Here is an 18,085-nt window from a genome sequence, read left to right on the forward strand (position 1 = left end):
CGGACGCGGCCCCAGGGGCCTCTCGCCGGACACCCCCTAGGCGTCCACCGGTTCCCGGGTGCGGTCGCCGCCCGTGGTGCCGGTGTTGGTGGTGCCCGCCGGCTCGAACAGCAGGATCTGCGCCTCCTCGTCCGCCGCCGGGCAGTGCTCCACGCCGCGCGGGACCACGTACATCTCGCCGGGGCCCAGGATCACGTCCCCGTCGCGCAAGTGGATCGTCAGCGTGCCGCCGACCACCAGGAAGAGCTCGTCGGTGTCCTCGTGGGTGTGCCAGACGAACTCGCCCTGGAGCCGGGCGAGCTTGACCTCGTAGTCGTTGACGCGGGCGACCCGTCGTGGGGCCCACTGCTCGGTGAAACCGGCCAGCTTCTCGGCGATGTTGACCTTCTGTGTCGTCATGCGGACAGCCTGCGGGGCCCGCGCGAGGCGGTCTTGTACGTTCCTGACATGGCCGCGATACGTCCGCGCAGCACCGTCTCCGCCTGGCAGCCGTCGGTGCCGGGCATCGCCGAGGTCTTCCACGCCCGGTTCACCGACCACGCGTACCCGGCTCATGTGCACGACACCTGGGCGCTGATGATCCTGGACGGCGGCCGGGTCGACTTCGCGCTGGACCGCGAGCGGCACGGCGTCGGCGTCGACGGGGCGGTGGTGCTGCTGCCGCCCGGGGTGCCCCACGACGGGCGGACCGTGACCGAGGGCGGATTCCGCAAGCGGGTGCTGTACCTGGACACCTCCGTGCTGCCGGAGGCGCTGACGGGCTCCGCCGTCGACACCCCGCTGCTGTTCGACCCGGCGTTGCGGGAGCGCGTGCACGGGCTGCACCGAGCCCTGGGCGAGCAGGACCCCTTCGAAGCGCAGTCGCGGCTGGTCTTCGTACGGGAGCGGCTGCACCGGTGGCTGTCGGGGCGCGAGCCGGCCGCGTACGGGGACCCGGGCACGGGGGTCGCCGTACGGCTGCGCGAGCTGCTCGACGCCCGGGTGGCCGAGGGGATCACTCTGGAGGAGGCCGCGGCGGAGCTGGGTCGTGCTTCCGGGGACCGCTGCCATCCGACGCACCTGATCCGCAGCTTCCGGAGGGCGTACGGCCTGCCCCCGCACGCCTATCTCACGGGGCGGCGGGTCGAGGTGGCGCGGCGGCTGCTGCTGGCCGGGATGCGGCCGGCCGAGGCGGCCACGGCGGCGGGGTTCTACGACCAGGCGCACCTGGCACGGCACTTCGGGCGGCACGTCGGGACCAGTCCGGGACGGTTCGCCCGATCCGGCCGGGTGTGAAGGGGGAGCAGCCGTCGACTCGGAGGGGATCGTCGTCGACCGCGACGGGTCGTACCTGGTCACCGACGAGTTCGCGCCCGCGATCCGGCGCTACGGCCGGGGCGGCGAGGTGCTGGGCGAGCTGCCGGTCCCGGACGCCTTCCGGCTCGCCCCGCAGGGGCGGGCCACCGCCAACCAGACCTTCGAGTCGCTGACCCTGCTGCCCGGCGGCCGCACGCTGGTCGCGGGCCTGGAGGGGGCGCTGGCGGGCGACGGAAAGGACGCACGGGGGCGGACCCTCCAGCGGATCCAGACCTGGGAGCGGCGCGGAGGGGAGTTCGTGCTGGGCCGCCAGTACGCGTACCCGGTCGACGCGGGCCACGGGCTCGTCGAGCTCGCGCCGACGGGGGACGGCCGGCTGATCGTCCTGGAGCGGGGCTTCACCCAGCAGTTCAAGATCACCGCACGGCTGTACGTCGTCGACCCCCTCGGCGCGACGGACACCTCGAAGGTGGAGACGCTGGCCGAGGGGCCGCGGCTGCGGGTGGCGCACAAGACGCCGATCGGGGACTTCGACGGCTGCCCGACGCTCGGGGCGCCGTCGAAGCTGCCGCAGAACCACCCGCTGGTCGACAACATCGAGGGCATGGTGGTCACCGGCCACGACGCCCGGGGCCGGGTGCAGCTGCTGCTGGTCAGCGACGACAACGAGCTCGCGCAGCAGGTGACCAGGCTGTACCGGGTCGACGTCCGGCTGCCCCGGCCACAGCACTAGACGAGTAAGTCCGAAGTGGCGTCGTCCGCCCGCAGGGCGGGCGGGGAGGTGCCAGGCGCGTGCGGCTGCAAGGCGGAGGAGGGAGTCGACGCGAATGGGGTCTCCCCTGCTCGAGCGAAGCCGAGAGCTTGGGGAAGTCGGCGACCGACGACAACGCCGCAGACGCGCGTGCCTGGCACCTCCCCGCAGACGCCACTTCGGACTTACTCGTCTAGGGGCTGGGAACCGAGGGGCTCACGATCCCGCGGGCCACCCCCAGGGACACCAGGTCCTGGGGGCGGATGCGCAGTTGGTCGGCGGTGGCGTGGACCTCCGTCGGGGGGCGCTTGAGGATGGCCGCCGCCAGTTCGGGGGCGATGACCGAGAAGTAGCTGTCCGGGGTGACCCAGGTGTTCCCGGGCGCGGCCAGCGCGAGGGCGCCGCCCGAGCCGCCCTCGCCGATCAGCAGGGTGGTGACGGGGACGGTTGCCGCGGCCAGTGCCGCGAAGGTGTCCGCGATGGCCGCGCCGGCGCCCGCGTGCTCGGCGGCGGCGTCGTTGGCGGCGCCCGGGGTGTCCACCAGGGTGAGCACGGGAATCCCGAGCCGGTCCGCGAGGCGGATGACGCGGGTGGCCGTACGGTAGCCCGCCGGGCGGGTGGCGGTGCCGCACTGGGCGGCGTACGCCACCGGCCGGCCCTCCCGCAGCCCGAACCCGCACAGCATGCCGGGGTCCGTGCCGCCGGCCCGGTCCCCGGAGAGGGGCAGGCGGAGGGTGAAGTACGCGTCCAGGTACGCCTCGGCGTGCGGCCGGCCGGGGTGGCGGGCCTGGAGCACGGCGTCCCAGCCGGTCTCGGGCGGTGCCACGGCGGCCAGTGCGGCCGGGGGCGCGACGGGTTCGGTGGACCCCTCGGGGCGGGGCGCGGCCAGGAGCCGGAGCCAGTCGGCCAGGGTGCCCGGGAGGTCCGCCGGGGCGACGACGGCGTCCACGTGGCCGGCGGCGTACTGGCCCTCGGCGGAGTACGCGGCCGGGTCCGCGTCCGCCGGGCGCACCCGGGACCCGGCGAAGCCGACCTGGGCTCCGGGGAGGGCGAGGATCACGTCCGCCCCGGCTCCGAGGGTGGCCCAGCCGCCGCCGGTGGTGGGATCGCGCAGGACGGCGATCTGGGGGAGACCGGCGGCGCGGGTGAGGACGCACTGGCGGGCCACCCGCTGGAGCTGCGTCAGCGCCAGCATGCCCTCCTGCATGCGGGAGCCGCCGGTGGCGATGAGGGAGACGAGGGGGAGGCGGTGCTCCCGAGCGTGGGTGTAGGCGGCTTCGAGCCGGTCTCCGGTGCGTTCGCCCAGGGAACCGCCGAGGAAGCCGAACTCGAAGGAGATCACGGTGGCTTCGCGGCCGCCGATGCGGGCGGTGCCGGTGACCACGGACTCCTGCTCACCGGTCCGGGCGGCGGCCCAGGCGCGGGAGTCGTCGTAACCGGCCCAGGTCAGCGGCCCGTCGGGCGGGGACTCCCGCCGGGGGGCGGGGAGTTCGGCGAAGCTGCCGGGATCGGCAACGGAGGCGATGGCCGCGCGGGCCGAGAGGCGGGTCGTCGTCACCCGAATCACCCTAGGGGGTGTCCGGTGGACCATGGCCGGCCCCGCGGCTGATCCGGCCAGGCCGGCTCCGCGGCTGATCCGGCCAGGCCGGGCCCGGGGCTGCCCGGCGTGTTCGGCAAGACACCCCCGGGCGCTGCCGCTTGAGCGGATCCCGGCAACGGATCGCGCCCGACCCGGACCCGGTCGCGGCTACAGGGCCGACTCCCAGGTCGTCCTCGTTCCCCGGGTGCCCGAATCCGTGCGGCCGTCGTCCGTCACCGTCAGGCGGGCCCGGGAGGGGGTGGCGTCGATCTCCACCCCGATCGAGGTGACCCCGCTGCGCCGGTGCGCCGCGGCCAGCGCGCCGCGCAGGGCAGCGAGCAGATCGCCCGCCACCGGGTCCGGAATCAGCGTGTCCACCGCGCCCGCGAAGTGCACCGACGGCTGGAACCCCAGCAGGACCCCCGCCCCGCCCGTCTCGCGCAGCACCCGGCCCCGGAAGGTCGTCGGGGCGTCGGACGGCGGCTGCTGGAGAGCGAAGATGGCCGTCCGCACCTCCTGGATGGTGGAGTCCAGTTCGTCGACCGCGCGGGTCAGCTCCTCGCCCACCGTGTCTCCGCTCGGGGCGTTGGACGAACGCCGCCGGGTGGACTCCAGCATCATCTCCGTCGCGAACAGCCGCTGGACCACCAGGTCGTGCAGGTCCCGCGCGATCCGGTCGCGGTCCTCGTACACCGCCAGCTGCTCCCGGTCGTGCTGCGCGTCCGCGAGGACGAGGGCGAGCGCGGCCTGGGAGGCGAACTGCGAGGCCAGCAGCCGGTCCACCGCGTCGTACGGGCGGCCGCCCCGGCCGCGCGGCAGGGCCAGGGTGCCGATCAGCTGACCGCCGCTCTGGAGCGGGAGCATCATGCTGGGCCCGAACCGTTCGCGGACGTGCGTGGTCATCCGGGGGTCGGTGGCCGAGTCCTCGATGAACACCGGCTCGCCGCCCAGCAGTTGTTCCAGGACCGGCGAGCCGGGGGCGATGGCCGTCCCGATCAGGTCCCCGGGGTCGCCCTGGGTGGACGCGGCCACGATCTCCATCCCGCCCTGCGGGGTCGGCTGGAGCACCACCCCGGCCTCCGCGTCCGCGAGCAGCCGGGCCCGCTCGGCCACGCACCTCAGCGCGTCCGCCGCCGGCCGGCCCGCCAGCAGGGTCGTGGTCACGGCGGCTGCGCCCTCGATCCACCGCTCCCGGCGGCGCGCGGTCTCGTACAGCCGGGCGTTGCCGATCGCTATGCCCGCCTGCGAGGCCAGGACGCGCACCAGGGCCAGGTCCTCTTCGGTGAAGGGGCCGCCGCCGCGCTTCTCGGTCAGGTAGAGGTTGCCGAAGACCTCGGTGTGCACCCGGATCGGGACGCCCAGGAAGCTGCGCATCGGCGGGTGGCCCGGCGGGAAGCCGGTGGCCCGGGGGTCCTTGGTGAGGTCGTCGAGCAGCAGCGGGCGCGGGTCGGAGACGAGGACGCCGAGCAGCCCGCAGCGCCCGTCCGGGAGGCGGGGGATCGCGGCGCGCTCCGCCTCGCTCAGCCCGGTGGTGAACAGCTCGGTCAGCCGGACGCGCTCGGGGTCGATGACCCCGAGCGCCGCGTAGCGCGCCGTGCACAGCTCGGCCGCCGATTCCACGATGTGCTGGAGGGTCGAGTGCAGCTCCAGCTCGGAGCCGACGCTGAGCACCGCCTCCAGCAGGACGGGAAGGCCCGCCCGCTCCGGACCCGGGTCCGGAGCGGGCGGGTCCGGCTCCTGCTGTTGTGCTGTGGTGTCCGGACCCGTCATTCGGTCAGCGGGTTGAGGACCATGGGGGCGATCTTCCCTTCGAGCATCGCGCCGAGACCGAGTACGGCGCACACGTCCGGCCGTTCCGCGATGGCGACGGGCATGCCGGTGGCATCGCGCAGCATCTGGTCCAGGCCCGGCAGCAGAGCGCTGCCGCCCACCATCATGATCCCCCGGTCCGTCAGGTCCGCCACCAGGTCCGGCGGGCAGTCCCGCAGGACCTTGCCGATGCCGTCGAGGACAGCGGTCAGGGGGGTGTGGATCGCGTCCCGTACGGCCGCGGTGTCCACCTGGACGGAGCGGGCCAGTCCGGTGGCCACGTCACGGCCGTGGATCAGGGTGGAGGCCGGTCCCTCGGCGGTGATGCCGTTGCCGTGCAGGGCCAGCTGGAGCGGCCGGACGGCCTGGCTGGGAAGCATCAGCTCGTGCGCGTGGCGCAGGTGCTGGACCACCGCGTGGTCGATGGCCTCGCCGCCGACCGGGATCCGCTCGGCGGTGACGATCGAGCCGAGGGAGAGGACGGCCACCTGGGTGGCCGCGGCCCCGCACACCATGATCATGGTCGCGGTCGGCTGCTCCACGGGGAGTCCGCAGCCGACGGCCGCGGCGATCAGGGTGTCGACCAGTTCGACGCGCCGGGCCCCGAGGCCGACCAGGGTCTCCACGGTCGCCCGCTGGGCGAGGGGGTCCGCGTCGTGCGGGGTGCAGGCGGCGGCCCGCAGCCGGGGCTTGCGGCGCAGGGCCCGCCGCAGCTTCTCGCCGAGCAGGTGGCGCAGCATCCGCTGGGCCATCTCGATGTCGACGACCGTGCCGCCGGATACGGGGCGTACGACCCGGATGTAGTCGGGGGTGCGGCCGGTCATCCGTTCGGCGAAGGTCCCGACGGCGATGAGCGCGCCGGTCCGCGTGTTCACCGCGGCCACGCTGGGCTCGTCGACGACGAGGCCGGCGCCCTTGACGTACACACGGGTTCTGGCCGCACCCAGGTCGACGGCGACGTGGCAGCGGCGCAACTGCTCAAGACTGACGGTCACGGCAGATCCTCCCGAGAGCGCTGACGCAAGGGGACCGGCGGAATGCCGGTCGCTTTCCATATCATCTCGGACATTTGGCCCTTACCGCCCGTTGGGTTGCTCCGGCCGGGGGTGCGTCACGCCTGCATGGGGGTGGATTTCTGTACCGACAGGCAGCACCATGCGCGCACCGCACGCGCTACTCACGCGTAACAAGGTAAAGGGGACCCGATGCTGACGGCCCGCCAGAGACTGCTGGCATTCCTGACACTCTGCCTGGCGCTGCTGGCGCCCGTCCCTTCCCATGCCGCCGACCGGGTCACCGCTCCCGCCTCCGGCCGGGCGGCGCCGCGCAGTCCGGTGGTCTTCGTCCACGGTTACAACGCCGACCCGGGCGTCTGGGGAGCCCTGCGCGAGGACCTGCGCGCCGCCGGGTACGCCGACTCGGAACTCTTCTCCTGGGGTTACGACACCCACCAGTCGGTCAACGAGGTGCTCGCCGGACGGCTCGCCGCGTACGTCGACCAGGTCCGCCGGGAGACCGGCGCCGCGAAGGTCGACGTCGTCGGCCACTCCTTCGGCTCGCTCGTCAGCCGCTGGTACGTGAAGTTCGGCGGCGGCGCGGCCGTCGTGGACCACTGGGTCTCGCTGGCCGGGCCCAACCGGGGCACCTCCACCGCCTGGGCCTGCGCCCTGTGGGACCAGGCGTGCCGGGACATGACCCCCGGTTCGTACGTGGTGAAGAACCTGAATTCCGGGGACGAGACCCCGGGCGCCGTGAAGTACGCGACCTTCTGGTCGAACTGCGACGAGGTGGTCAACCCGGACGACAGCGTCCCGCTGACCGGAGCCGCCAACACGCCGGTCGGCTGCCTGACCCACAACGACCTGCTCGGCGACGACGGCACCTCGGCCGGCGTACGGGCCTTCCTCGCTTCCTAGTGCTGTGCCCCGTCCGCGGGCGACACCCGCTGGAGCAGGCCGTACGTGAACTCCGCCACGTACGGCCGCCCCCGCGCGGCGAAGGCCAGGCGCCAGCGGGTCGGCGCGGTGCCCTCCATCGGCACCGCCGGGGCGAAGGCCCGCGCCACCTCGTCCACCGTCGCCGACCAGGGGCGCAGATCCTCCGGCGACTCCAGTACGGGCCCCCGCGCGCCCGGGGCCCGTACCAGCCACTCGTTCCACACCGCCCCGTCCGGCGCGGCCAGCACCTCGAAGCGCAGGTCCGGCCAGAGCGGCACCGGCCACAGCAGGGCCTGGCACTCCAGGTCGCCGATCCTGCGGGCCTCGGCGGATTCCGGCGGGCCGAGCACCGAGCGGTAGCGGGCGAGGGCCCCGCGCGCCCGGGGCGACCGGACCATGGCCTGCCAGCGCTTGTTGGCCTCCCGCTGTTCGGCGAGCGAGGCGCCCAGCCGGTGGCGGGCCCGGTCGGCGAGGTCGGGCTGGAAGTCCGCCATCCGCCGGAGCAGCACCAGCTGGAAGGCGGCCGGCCCGAAGGCTCCACGGGCGCCCGGAGTCGGGTTCGCTGTCATGGCGGCAACGATTCCACACAGGATCCTTACGTTCCCGGGATCCGGATGTTGCCGGGGACCACGTAGCCTGCGGGCGCCATGAACTACTGCCCCGCCTGCCGGAGGCACCTCAACGGCGCGCTCGCGTGCGCCGGGTGCGGAACCCCGGCCCAGTACCTGATGCCCGCCGCCCCGACCGCGCCGGACGTGCCCGCCGCGCCCTACGCCGCGGAGGGCGCCTCCGCGCAGCCCTCCACGCTGGCCGACGTGTACGCCGACTCGCTCGTCGTGCTGTCCGGGCCGGCCGAGGGCCGGTCCGGCGCCCGCCGCCGGGCCACGCACCGCAGGCGGCGCCGGACGGTGCTGACCGTCGGGCTCGGGCTCGTGCTCGCGACCGGCGGCACGCTGGCGGCCGCGCGGATGGCCGCGGACGGGGAGCGCAGCGACCGGGCCGCCACGGTGGTGCTGACCGATGACGCCGCGCCGCAGAAACCCGTCCCGGCGCCGGACGCCCCGACGGGCGCGGTGCCCTCGGCCAAGGGGGCCGGGAAGGCCTCCGGCGCCGCCGCCAAATCGAGCGCGGGGGCCACGAAGACGGCCGCCGGGCCGGGGACCGCCTCCCCGGGCGTCACGCAGCAGGGGCCGACCTCCGCCGCGCCCGCTCCGGCCACCTCGGGGCCGGCGTCCGGGACGCCCGTACCGGGCGGCACCGCGGCTCCGACCGGTACGGGCAAGCCCAAGCCCGGCAGCACCGCGAGCCCGACGGGGACGTCGGTGGCGCCGCCTCCGGCGCCGTCCCCCTCCCCGTCCCCGACGAAGTCGTGCTCGTTCTGGGACTCCCTCTTCGGCGGCTGTTAGCGACCGGCGGGCTCAGCCCAGCATCCGCTTGAGCAGGTCCCTCAGCACCGCCCGCTCGGCCGTGGACAGACCGGCCAGCGGCTCGCGCGCGAAGTCCAGCGACTCCCGCAGCCGGTCCGCGGTCTGCAGGCCCTCGTCGGTGGGGGCGGCCAGCTTCACCCGGCGGTCGGCCGGGTCGGGGCGGCGCTCGACCAGGCCGCGCGTCTCCAGCCGGTCGATGATGCCGGTGATGTTGGAGGGCTCGCACTTCAGCTTCTGCGCGATGCGGCGCATCGGCAGCGGCTCCAGGGAGAGCAGTCCGAGCACGCGGGCCTGGGCGCCGGTGAGCTGATGGCGGGCGGCGGCGTGCTCGTACTCCTCGTGGTAGCGGGCCACGACGTCGCCGATGAGTTCGACGACCTCAAGGGTCACTGGGTCTGCGCGACGACTGGGCATGGATCCAGCGTACCCATTTACTTGACAACATGAAATATCCAGGCGCATGGTTGTTTCACCTAGTGAAGCACTTTTCGGTGAATCACCGCCTTTCCCTCAGGAGCGCCGCATGTCCGAGATCCCTGCCGTCAGCCGCGAGTGGCACCTCGTCCGCCGTCCGCAGGGCTGGCCCGTCGCCGAGGACTTCGCCCTGCGCGAGGTGCCCGTCTCCGCCGAGCCCGCCCCCGGCCGGATCCTCGTACGCAACCTCCACATGTCCGTGGACCCGTACATGCGCGGCCGGATGAACGACGTGAAGTCGTACATCCCGCCCTTCCAGCTGGACCAGCCGATGGACGGCGGCGCGGTCGGTGAGGTCGTGGCCTCCGCCGACGAGCGCTTCGCGGTCGGCGACCACGTCCTGCACGGCCTGGGCTGGCGTGAGTACGCGGAGCTGGACGCCAAGCACGCCACCAAGGTCGACGGCGCCCTCGCCCCGCTCTCCACCTACCTCGGCGTCCTCGGCATGCCCGGCCTGACCGCCTACGCGGGGCTCTTCGAGGTCGCTTCCTTCAAGGAGGGCGACGCCGTCTTCGTCTCCGGCGCGGCCGGTGCGGTCGGCGGCCTCGTCGGCCAGTTCGCCAAGATCAAGGGCGCCTCCCGGGTGATCGGCTCCGCCGGCTCGGACGAGAAGGTGACGCTGCTCACAGAGAAGTACGGCTTCGACGCGGCCTTCAACTACAAGAACGGCCCCGTCGGCCAGCAGCTGAGGGACGCCGCCCCCGAGGGCATCGACGTCTACTTCGACAACGTCGGCGGGGACCACCTGGAGGCCGCCATCTCCTCCCTGAACGTGAACGGCCGGGCCACCCTCTGCGGTGCGATCGCCCACTACAACGACACCGAGGCCGCCCCCGGTCCGCGCAACCTGATGCAGGTCATCGGCAAGCGGCTGCGCCTCCAGGGCATCCTGGTCAACGACCACGCCGGACTCCAGCCGCAGTTCGTCCAGGACGTCGCCGGATGGCTGCGTTCCGGTGAGCTCCGGTACGACGAGACGGTCGTCGAGGGCGTCGAGAACGCGACCTCCGCCTTCCTCGGCATGCTGCGCGGCGAGAACACCGGAAAGATGATCGTTTCTTTCACCGGCTAGGCTCACCCCACACCGCTGCGGTCGTGGGCGCGAGTCGCGGCGATTCACCAGGAGGATCTTCTTACATGTCCATCCAGTACTCCGACGTCGCGTACACCGCTGTAGCCACCGCCGAGAACGGCCGTGACGGCCGCGTCGCCACCAACGACGGCCAGCTCGACGTCGTCGTGAACCCGCCGAAGGAGCTCGGTGGCAGCGGCGCCGGCACCAACCCGGAGCAGCTGTTCGCCGCCGGCTACAGCGCCTGCTTCCAGGGCGCCCTGGGTGTCGTCGCCAAGAACGAGAACGCCGACATCTCCGGCTCCACCGTCACCGCCGAGGTCGGCATAGGCAAGAACGACGAGGGCTTCGGCCTGATCGTCAAGATCTCCGCCGTGATCCCGAACGTGGACGCCGCCACCGCCAAGGACCTCATCGAGAAGGCCCACCAGGTCTGCCCGTACTCCAAGGCCACCCGCGGCAACATCACCGTCGAGCTCGCCGTCTGACCGGCACCGCTCGCTGAAGGCCGCACCCCGCAATGGGGTGCGGCCTTCGCCGTAGGGGGGTGTGTCCAGGCCCCGCTACGGGGGTGTGCCCAGGACCCCCTACGCCCTCGGGGATCCGGCACCCACCCCCTAAACTGGCCACATGAGTGATCTTGCGGGGGGCTTCCGGTATCTGCTGGCCGGACAGCGTTGGGTTTTCGGGCACGGCCGCTGGCTGGGATTCGGGCTGCTGCCCGGGCTGGTGACCCTCGTCCTCTACGCCGGCGCGCTGATCGGGCTCGGCTCCGGCGCCGACGACCTGACCGCCTGGGCCACCCCCTTCGCCGACGACTGGTCCTCGCCGTGGCTCGGACTCTTCCGCGGCTTCCTGACCGCGCTGGTCTTCTGCCTCGGGCTCTTCATCGCGGTGATCACCTTCACCGCCGTGACCCTGCTGATCGGCCAGCCGTTCTACGAGTCCCTCTCGGAGGCGGTCGACCGCAGCGAGGGCGGCGAGGTCCCCGAGTCCGGGCTCTCCCTCTGGCAGGAGCTGTGGATCTCCGCACGGGACAGCGTGAAGGTGCTCGGCCGGGTCCTGCTCTACGGGATCCTGCTCTTCGCCCTGGGCTTCATTCCGGTGATCGGGCAGACCGTGGTCCCGGCGATCGGGTTCTGCGTCTCCGGCTACTTCCTGACCCACGAGCTCACCTCCGTCGCCCTCCAGCGGCGCCGGGTGGAGCTGGCCGACCGGCTGGCGCTGCTGCGGTCGCGGCGGATGCTGGTGCTCGGCTTCGGAGTGCCGCTGGTGCTGGCCTTCGTGGTGCCCTTCGTCGCGGTGTTCCTGATGCCGGGCGCGGTGGCCGGCGCCACGCTGATGGCGCGGGCCCTGCTGCCGGCCGACGCACCGCGGGAGCGGCCGGACCAGGCGGCCCCCGGGAACCACGCGGGCGATGCGAACCAGGCACAGTGGGCCGGCCACACGAACCACGCGGACCACACGGGTCACGCCGGACCGCAGCAGGCCGGCGCACCGGCACCGGGATCACCCCAGGCTCAGGGCCAGGCCAAGGGCTTCGGTCCGCCGCCGCCCGGTTTCTAGTGCTGTGGCCGGAAAGGTTCACCGGCAAACCTTTCCGGCCACAGCACTAGCTGACCGCCCCGGCCCCGGCCCCGGCCCGCAGCAGCGTGATGGCGCCGGCCGTGTCCTCGCCGCCGTGCGCGGCGGGGCCGGCGGTCAGCCGGCGCCGCATCAGCTCCAGGTACGGGGAGATCAGCTCCGTGCTGACCCCCTGCTCCTCGGCGGTGCGCAGCAGGGTGCCGCTCGCGGCGACCTGCATGGCCAGACTGGACACGACCCCGCTGGTGAAGTCCCGCGAGGTCAGCCGCTCCGCGGCGTTGCCGACGAAGAAGCCCATCGCGCCGAGCCACTCGGACAGCAGCGGGGACAGGTCCTTCGGGGCGATGCCCTCGCCCTCGATCAGCGCGTAGGCGTGCGAGATCCCGGCGAAGAGCCCGTACATCGCACTCAGCAGCGCCACGTCGTGCAGGGCCGCGTACCCCGGGTTCTCGCCGACGAAGCGGGCCCCGGCCGGGACCTGGAGCGTGGTCCGATGGGTGTCGAAGAGTGCGCGCGAGCCGCTGTAGAAGACGTAGCCCCCGGCCTCCGGGATCCCGATCATCGTCGGCGTGGCCATGATCCCGCCGTCCACGAACCGGGCGCCGCGCGCCTCGGCCCAGGCGGCCCGCGCACGGCCCTCGGCCGGGGTGCCGGTGGTGAGGTTGACCAGGTCCTTGCCGGTCAGGTCGACGCCCTCCAGGGCCGCGTCGACGGAGGAGTCGTCCAGCAGGCACAGCACGACGAGCCGGCCGGCGGCCACCGCCTCGGCGGGGCTCGCTGCGGCGACGGCACCCTCCGCGACCAGGGCCTCGGCCTTGGCGGCGGTGCGGTTCCAGACGGTGAGGGGGTGCCCGGCGGCGAGCCAGGTGCGGGCGAGGGCCGTGCCCATGTCGCCGAGGCCGAGCAGGGTGAGCGGGGCGGAAGGGGTGGCGAGCGGGTTCTGCGTCGTGTTGTCGGTCATGACGTTTAGCCTGGTGGAAGGCCATGAGTCACTCAAGTACGCACCTTGGAGTGGGTGGTTACCCCGAGGTGAGCGAGCAGGTGGGAGGTGTGCGCGGTGTCCGTGACACGAAGGCCCGGTGCGGACCACTGCGGGATCGCCGCGGCGATGTCCGTGATCGACGGCAAGTGGAAGGTGTCGCTCCTGTGGGAGCTGGAGCAGTGCCCGCGCCGCTTCGGTGAACTGCGCAGGCTGGTGCCGGGGGTCTCGGAGAAGGTGCTCGCCGCGCAGCTGCGCGAGCTGGAGACGGACGGCATCGTGCACCGCGAGGTGTACGACGAGGTCCCGCCGCGCGTCGAGTACTCCCTGACCCCCCTGGGCCAGGGCCTGAACACGGCCCTGGAGGCCCTGGGGGAGTGGGGCGCCGAGTACCTCCTGCCGGACCCGGCTCAGGCAGCGGTGGGGCGGGGCTCCACCCAGAGCGCCTCCCCGACGGCGCAGAGCTCGCCCGCCGAAGTGGCCAGCGCCGTGCCCACGGTGTACTTGCGGCCCGAGGCCGTCAGCAGCCAGGCGTAGGAGACGAGCCCCTCGCCGACCGGGACCGGCCGCAGCAGCCGGGCGGTCAGCGCGGCCGTGACCGCCCCGGCCCGGCGACCGTCGAGCAGCCGCCCGGCCGCGTTCCCGGGACAGTCCAGCGCGCCCCACACCAGCTCGGGCGGGAGCAGCCCGTCCGCACCGCCGAGTTCCGCCCCGGGGGTCCAGGCGGCGGCGACCACCTCGCCGCCGGGCACCGGGCCGCAGTGCAGGCGCAGCCCGGTGGCGGGCGTCCGGTCCAGGCCGCAGCCGAAGCAGTCGACCATGCCGTCCGGCGGGGCCGCCCGGAAGGCTTCGGCCGCCGCCTCGGCCTGCTCCCAGGTGGGGGCCGCGGGGAGGCGCGGCTCCACCGGCGCGGCGGGGCTCGCGGCGGCCAGCAGCAGGTCGCCGTCCGTCAGTTCGCTGCCGCCGCCTGGGGTGGGGGCGATCCGGACCGGCGTCCCGGTCGGGACCGGCCGACGGAAGTCCACCCGTACGGTCTCCGCCGCGGCCCGCCCGGCCAGTACGCCCGCCACGTAGCCGCCGAAGGCCACTCCCGGGTAGCCGTGGAGCCGTTCCGGAACCGTGATCGTCTCGTAGTCGCTCATGGCCGCCACCCCATCACACCGAGGCCGTCACCACGCAGGCCGTACGGTCGTCGGCCTCCGCGAGGAGCGCGCCGCCCGGGGCCCAGATGGCGGCCCGGCCGCAGCCGGTCCACGGGCCGGCCGGGCCGACGTGGTTGGCGAGGACGACGTACAGGCCGTGCTCCTTCGCGATGCCCGGGTGGACGGTGGCCCGCTCGTGGATCCCGTCGCCCGTGCCGTACAGAGAGCCGGCCAGGTGGACGCGGCAGCCGTCCGCCGCGGCCCGGCCGGTCAGTTCCGGGAAGTGGTTGTCGTAGCAGATGCCCAAGGAGAAGCGGATCCCGCCCAGTTCGAAGCATCCGTCGCCCTCGCCGGCCGTGAAGTAGTCCGCCTCGTGCCGGTACAGGTGCTGCTTCACGTACGTGGTCACGTGCGCCCCGTCCGCGTCGTGGACCAGCGTGGCGATGGCGGGGCGCGGGCCGTCGGTGGGCAGGGCGACATTGACCGCGGTGGCGATGCCGGCGGAGCGTACGGGGTCCAGGCGCGGGTCGTCGGCGGCCGTCCACAGCTCGGGGTCGGCGGCCAGCGCGTCCAGTTCGTAGCCGGTGAGCGCGAGTTCGGGGAACACGACCAGCTCGGCGCCCTGTTCACGGGCCGAGGCGGCGAGTGCGGCGACCCGCGCGGCATTGGCCGGGACGTCGGCGGGGAGGCAGGTCAGCTGGGCTGCGGCGATCTTCACACGGTCAGCCTAGGGTCTGTCTTTCGGGTCAGGCGGATCAGCCACCGGACACCGCAGGCCCGGCCTGACCCGAAAGGCAGACCCTAGGCCGAGTCCGGTCCCCTCAGCAGGGTCAGGAAGGAGCGGAACGCGGCGGGCATGTCCACCGACTCCGGGGCCAGCAGCCACTGGTACTGGAGGCCGTCCATGACCGCCGTCAGCAGCGGCGCGGCCTGTTCCGGGGTGAGGCCGGACGGGAGGCGGTCGCCGAACTCGGCGCGCAGTACCGCGGCGGTCTCCGAACGGACCTGGGCGTAGCGCTCGGTGAAGAACTCCCGCGCGGGGTGGCCGTCGGTGACGCTCTCGCCCAGCAGCGCCGAGAAGGTCTGCACGATGCCCGGCCGCATGGCGTTGTAGTCCACCAGCGAGGCCAGCAGGTCCAGGCGCCAGGATCCGGCCGACGCGCGCGAGCCGCCGCCCGTGTCCCAGCGGTCGCGCTCCTCCAGCACCGCGACCAGCAGCGCCTCCTTCGTCGGGAAGTAGTGCAGCAGCCCCTGCTGGGTCAGGCCCACGCGCTCGGCGACCGAGCCCAGGGACGCGCCCCGGTAGCCGCGCTCCGCGATCACCTCCAGGGCCGCGCGGACGATCTCCCCGCGCCGCTCCTCGCTCCTCGCCCTGACCATCGCCCCGGCACCCCTTTTCCGTCCACACCTGTCAGAAGGACCGTACGACAACCAAATATCACGAATGAATCACGAACCCTACCGCTCTACAGGCAACAGGTCCACGATGGGGGCACCGCACGCACGCACCGCACCCAACGAGGAGGCACGGCCGTGACCGATGCCGATCAGGCCCGCGAACAGATCCGCCAGGACGCCGTGGAAGCGGCGCTCGACAAGCTCGACCTCGACACCAAGGCCCGCCTGCTGGCCGGCCAGGACATGTGGTCCCTGCCCGCCCTCCCCGAGATCGGGCTGGAGTCCCTGGTCATGTCCGACGGCCCCATCGGGGTGCGCGGCGTGCGGTGGACGGCCGACGACCCCTCCCTCGCGCTGCCGTCCCCGACCGCGCTCGCCGCCGCCTGGGACCCCGCGCTCGCCCGCCGGGCCGGCCGGCTCCTCGCCCAGGAGGCCCGCCGCAAGGGCGTCCACGTCCTCCTCGCGCCCACGGTCAACCTGCACCGCTCCCCGCTCGGCGGCCGCCACTTCGAGTGCTACTCCGAGGACCCCTACCTCACCGGCGCCATCGGCAGCGGCTACGTGAACGGCGTCCAGGACGGCGGCGTCGGCACCACCGTCAAGCACTTCGTCGGCAACGAGGCCGAGACCGAGCGGTTCACCGTCGACAACGTCATCGCCCCGCGCCCGCTGCGCGAGCTGTACCTGGCGCCCTTCGAGGCCATCGTCGCGAACGCCCACCCCTGGGGCATCATGACGGCCTACAACCAGGTCAACGGCACCACCATGACCGAGCACAACTACCTGGTGAACGAAGTCCTGCGCGGCGAATGGGGCTTCGACGGCTGCAACGTCTCCGACTGGATGGCCGCCCGCTCCACCACCGGCGACATCGAAGGCGGACTCGACGTGGCCATGCCCGGCCCGACGACCGTCTACGGGCCCGCCCTCGCCGCGGCCGTACGCTCCGGCGAGGTCGCCGAGGCCACCGTGGACGCGGCAGTGCGCAACGTCCTGCGCCTCGCCGCCCGCGTCGGCGTCCTGGAGGGCGCCCCCGCCGCCGTCGCCGAGCCCCCCGCCCCGGTCGACGGCCAGGCCCTCGCCCGTGAACTGGCCGTCCGTGGCTTCGTCCTGGTCCGCAACCAGGACGGCGCCCTGCCGCTGGACGCCGCCGCGGGCCGGACCGTCGCCCTCATCGGCGCCGCCGCCCGCGACGCCCGCATCCTGGGCGGCGGCTCCGCCACCGTCTTCCCCGAGCGCGTCGTCTCCCCGCTCGACGGCCTCACCGCCGCCCTCCCGCAGGGCTCGCTCACCTTCACCGTGGGCGCCGACCCCTCCGACGAACTGGCCGCCGCCGACCAGGGCTTCGAGCTGCACGCGGTGTGCCGTGACGCCTCCGGCGCCGTCCTCGGCACGGGCAGCCTCCCGTCGGGCCAGGTCCAGTGGATCGGTGACGACCTGCCCGCGGGGGCCGCGTACGAGACCATGGCCAGCATCGAGGTCACCGGCCGGTTCGTGCCGCGCGAGAGCGGCGAGCACGCCTTCGGCACGCGCGGCCTCGGCGCCTTCGCCCTCGCGGTCGGCGGGCGGACCCTGTGGGAGGGCGTCCAGGAGATGGGCAACGAGGCCGACCCCTTCGAGGCCTTCTTCGGCGCCCCCGCCGAACGCGCCCGGATCACCCTCACCGAGGGCGAGCCCGTCGAGGTGTCGCTGACCTACCAGGTCCCCGACATGACCGCGATGCCACTCAAGGCGATCATGTTCTCGCTGATCCACCTCGGCCCGCGCCGCGACGCCGACGAGCTGATCGCCGAGGCCGTGGAGGCCGCCCGCGGCGCCGACACCGCCGTCGTGGTCGTCGCCACCACCGATCGCGTGGAGTCCGAGGGCTTCGACCGCCGTGACCTGTGCCTGCCGGGCCGCCAGGACGACCTGGTGCGCGCCGTCGCCGCCGTCAACCCGAACACCGTGGTCGTCGTCAACGCGGGCTCCCCGGTGGAGCTCCCCTGGCGCGAGGAGGTGGCCGCCGTGCTGCTGACCTGGTTCCCCGGGCAGGAGGGCGGGGCCGCGCTGGCCGACGTACTCCTCGGGGACGCGGAACCGGGCGGCCGGCTGCCCACCACCTGGCCCGCGGAGTTCGCCGACGCCCCGGTCGCCGAGGTCGTCCCCGGCGAGGGGCGCGTGGAGTACGGGGAGGGGCTCTTCATCGGCTACCGGGCGTACGAGAAGCACGCCGTCACGCCGGCCTACCCCTTCGGGCACGGCCTCGGCTACACCGACTGGACCTACGAGTCCCTGGAGGTCACCCCCGACACCGTCCGGGTCCGTCTCACCAACACCGGCACCCGGCCCGGCCGCGAGGTCGTCCAGGTCTACCTGGCGCCGACTTCGACAGCGTCCGAAAGCGCGCAGAGCGCGACGGTGGAACGCCCGGCGAGCTGGCTGGCCGCCTTCGCGGGCGTCGTGGCGGGCCCCGGCGAGAGCGTGGAGGTCGTGATCGCCCTGCCCGCCCGGGCCTTCGAGATCTGGGACGAGGAGGCCCGCGGCTGGCAGCGGATCGGCGGCTCCTACGAGGTCCGCGCGAGCCACTCGCACGGCGACACGCGGCTGAGCGCCACGCTCGACATCGCGTAACACACCGTAACAACCGCAAATGGC

Annotated in this window: 17 protein-coding genes and 1 pseudogene; 9 read left to right on the forward strand and 9 right to left on the reverse strand. The window is 73.8% G+C overall.

All coding sequences use genetic code 11. The features are described 5' to 3' along the window. Positions 1–36 precede the first annotated feature (36 nt). Positions 37–399, reverse strand: coding sequence for a cupin domain-containing protein (locus OG447_RS13915; RefSeq protein ID WP_266936799.1), 363 nt, complete (start codon positions 397–399; stop codon positions 37–39). A 48-nt stretch (positions 400–447) separates the two neighbouring features. Here OG447_RS13915 and OG447_RS13920 point away from each other — a divergent pair, with 48 nt between their 5' ends. Together OG447_RS13920 and OG447_RS13925 are read left to right on the forward strand one after the other, a co-directional pair. Then, positions 448–1,275 (forward strand): AraC family transcriptional regulator, encoded by an 828-nt coding sequence (locus tag OG447_RS13920; protein ID WP_266936800.1) that lies wholly within the window; start codon positions 448–450, stop codon positions 1,273–1,275. Between the two features lie 16 nt (positions 1,276–1,291). Next, a pseudogene (locus OG447_RS13925) lies at positions 1,292–2,029 on the forward strand (esterase-like activity of phytase family protein); the annotation flags it as partial. Positions 2,030–2,240: 211 nt separating this feature from the next. Here the strand turns inward: OG447_RS13925 and OG447_RS13930 are convergent. The 3 genes from OG447_RS13930 to OG447_RS13940 all read right to left on the reverse strand — a co-directional run bounded on the left by OG447_RS13930 (position 2,241) and on the right by OG447_RS13940 (position 6,430). Then, a complete protein-coding gene (locus OG447_RS13930) occupies positions 2,241–3,605 on the reverse strand; it encodes a carboxyl transferase domain-containing protein (protein ID WP_266936801.1) in 1,365 nt (454 codons plus the stop codon). Positions 3,606–3,794: 189 nt separating this feature from the next. Then, the gene (locus OG447_RS13935) at positions 3,795–5,396 is read right to left on the reverse strand and encodes a GAF domain-containing protein (protein ID WP_266936802.1); all 1,602 of its coding nucleotides are present in this window, start codon (positions 5,394–5,396) and stop codon (positions 3,795–3,797) included. Further along, positions 5,393–6,430 carry a rod shape-determining protein gene (locus OG447_RS13940; protein WP_266936803.1) on the reverse strand — a complete coding sequence of 346 codons (1,038 nt, stop codon included), beginning with the start codon at positions 6,428–6,430 and terminating at the stop codon, positions 5,393–5,395. The genes OG447_RS13935 and OG447_RS13940 overlap by 4 nt, the downstream gene beginning before the upstream one ends. 210 nt (positions 6,431–6,640) lie before the next feature. Here OG447_RS13940 and OG447_RS13945 point away from each other — a divergent pair, with 210 nt between their 5' ends. After that, a complete protein-coding gene (locus OG447_RS13945) occupies positions 6,641–7,351 on the forward strand; it encodes a triacylglycerol lipase (RefSeq protein WP_266936804.1) in 711 nt (236 codons plus the stop codon). On the opposite strand, the gene OG447_RS13950 is transcribed toward OG447_RS13945, so the two are convergent. Next, entirely contained in the window at positions 7,348–7,941 is a 594-nt protein-coding gene (locus OG447_RS13950; protein ID WP_266936805.1) for a hypothetical protein, read from the reverse strand. The genes OG447_RS13945 and OG447_RS13950 overlap by 4 nt on opposite strands. Before the next feature lie 78 nt (positions 7,942–8,019). Here OG447_RS13950 and OG447_RS13955 point away from each other — a divergent pair, with 78 nt between their 5' ends. Continuing rightward, positions 8,020–8,778: a hypothetical protein gene (locus OG447_RS13955; RefSeq protein WP_266936806.1), complete on the forward strand. Its 759-nt coding sequence runs from the start codon at positions 8,020–8,022 to the stop codon at positions 8,776–8,778. A gap of 12 nt (positions 8,779–8,790) precedes the next feature. Here OG447_RS13955 and OG447_RS13960 read toward each other — a convergent pair whose 3' ends face one another. Beyond that, entirely contained in the window at positions 8,791–9,213 is a 423-nt protein-coding gene (locus tag OG447_RS13960) for a MarR family winged helix-turn-helix transcriptional regulator (protein ID WP_266936807.1), read from the reverse strand. A gap of 109 nt (positions 9,214–9,322) precedes the next feature. Between OG447_RS13960 and OG447_RS13965 the strand changes: the two genes are divergently transcribed. The 3 genes from OG447_RS13965 to OG447_RS13975 all read left to right on the forward strand — a co-directional run bounded on the left by OG447_RS13965 (position 9,323) and on the right by OG447_RS13975 (position 11,911). Further along, positions 9,323–10,345, forward strand: coding sequence for an NADP-dependent oxidoreductase (locus tag OG447_RS13965; protein WP_266936808.1), 1,023 nt, complete (start codon positions 9,323–9,325; stop codon positions 10,343–10,345). A 65-nt stretch (positions 10,346–10,410) separates the two neighbouring features. Then, a complete protein-coding gene (locus OG447_RS13970) occupies positions 10,411–10,833 on the forward strand; it encodes an organic hydroperoxide resistance protein (protein WP_266936809.1) in 423 nt (140 codons plus the stop codon). A 142-nt stretch (positions 10,834–10,975) separates the two neighbouring features. Further along, entirely contained in the window at positions 10,976–11,911 is a 936-nt protein-coding gene (locus OG447_RS13975; protein ID WP_266936810.1) for an EI24 domain-containing protein, read from the forward strand. A 46-nt stretch (positions 11,912–11,957) separates the two neighbouring features. Here the strand turns inward: OG447_RS13975 and OG447_RS13980 are convergent, their stop codons facing one another. After that, entirely contained in the window at positions 11,958–12,890 is a 933-nt protein-coding gene (locus OG447_RS13980) for an NAD(P)-dependent oxidoreductase (protein ID WP_266936811.1), read from the reverse strand. 96 nt (positions 12,891–12,986) lie between these two features. Between OG447_RS13980 and OG447_RS13985 the strand changes: the two genes are divergently transcribed. Continuing rightward, positions 12,987–13,445: a helix-turn-helix domain-containing protein gene (locus OG447_RS13985; protein WP_266936812.1), complete on the forward strand. Its 459-nt coding sequence runs from the start codon at positions 12,987–12,989 to the stop codon at positions 13,443–13,445. A 618-nt stretch (positions 13,446–14,063) separates the two neighbouring features. Here OG447_RS13985 and OG447_RS13990 read toward each other — a convergent pair. Continuing rightward, positions 14,064–14,768, reverse strand: a complete 705-nt coding sequence (locus tag OG447_RS13990; protein WP_266936813.1) for a carbon-nitrogen hydrolase family protein — start codon at positions 14,766–14,768, stop codon at positions 14,064–14,066. Positions 14,769–14,851: 83 nt separating this feature from the next. Continuing rightward, a complete protein-coding gene (locus tag OG447_RS13995) occupies positions 14,852–15,430 on the reverse strand; it encodes a TetR/AcrR family transcriptional regulator (RefSeq protein WP_266936814.1) in 579 nt (192 codons plus the stop codon). Positions 15,431–15,583: 153 nt separating this feature from the next. Here OG447_RS13995 and OG447_RS14000 point away from each other — a divergent pair, with 153 nt between their 5' ends. Then, positions 15,584–18,061 (forward strand): beta-glucosidase, encoded by a 2,478-nt coding sequence (locus OG447_RS14000; RefSeq protein ID WP_266936815.1) that lies wholly within the window; start codon positions 15,584–15,586, stop codon positions 18,059–18,061. Positions 18,062–18,085 lie beyond the last annotated feature (24 nt).

It is taken from the genome of Streptomyces sp. NBC_01408, assembly GCF_026340255.1.
Taxonomy (GTDB): domain Bacteria; phylum Actinomycetota; class Actinomycetes; order Streptomycetales; family Streptomycetaceae; genus Streptomyces.

Excerpts from the sequence above, each read along its gene's own strand:
- OG447_RS13950 (WP_266936805.1), bottom strand. The coding sequence starts at position 7,941 with ATGACAGCGAACCCGACTCCGGGCGCCCGTGGAGCCTTCGGGCCGGCC.
- OG447_RS13970 (WP_266936809.1), top strand. The coding sequence starts at position 10,411 with ATGTCCATCCAGTACTCCGACGTCGCGTACACCGCTGTAGCCACCGCC.
- OG447_RS13935 (WP_266936802.1), bottom strand. The coding sequence starts at position 5,396 with ATGACGGGTCCGGACACCACAGCACAACAGCAGGAGCCGGACCCGCCC.
- OG447_RS13965 (WP_266936808.1), top strand. The coding sequence starts at position 9,323 with ATGTCCGAGATCCCTGCCGTCAGCCGCGAGTGGCACCTCGTCCGCCGT.
- OG447_RS13945 (WP_266936804.1), top strand. The coding sequence starts at position 6,641 with ATGCTGACGGCCCGCCAGAGACTGCTGGCATTCCTGACACTCTGCCTG.
- OG447_RS13955 (WP_266936806.1), top strand. The coding sequence starts at position 8,020 with ATGAACTACTGCCCCGCCTGCCGGAGGCACCTCAACGGCGCGCTCGCG.
- OG447_RS13980 (WP_266936811.1), bottom strand. The coding sequence starts at position 12,890 with ATGACCGACAACACGACGCAGAACCCGCTCGCCACCCCTTCCGCCCCG.
- OG447_RS13995 (WP_266936814.1), bottom strand. The coding sequence starts at position 15,430 with ATGGTCAGGGCGAGGAGCGAGGAGCGGCGCGGGGAGATCGTCCGCGCG.
- OG447_RS13920 (WP_266936800.1), top strand. The coding sequence starts at position 448 with ATGGCCGCGATACGTCCGCGCAGCACCGTCTCCGCCTGGCAGCCGTCG.
- OG447_RS13975 (WP_266936810.1), top strand. The coding sequence starts at position 10,976 with ATGAGTGATCTTGCGGGGGGCTTCCGGTATCTGCTGGCCGGACAGCGT.
- OG447_RS13960 (WP_266936807.1), bottom strand. The coding sequence starts at position 9,213 with ATGCCCAGTCGTCGCGCAGACCCAGTGACCCTTGAGGTCGTCGAACTC.
- OG447_RS13915 (WP_266936799.1), bottom strand. The coding sequence starts at position 399 with ATGACGACACAGAAGGTCAACATCGCCGAGAAGCTGGCCGGTTTCACC.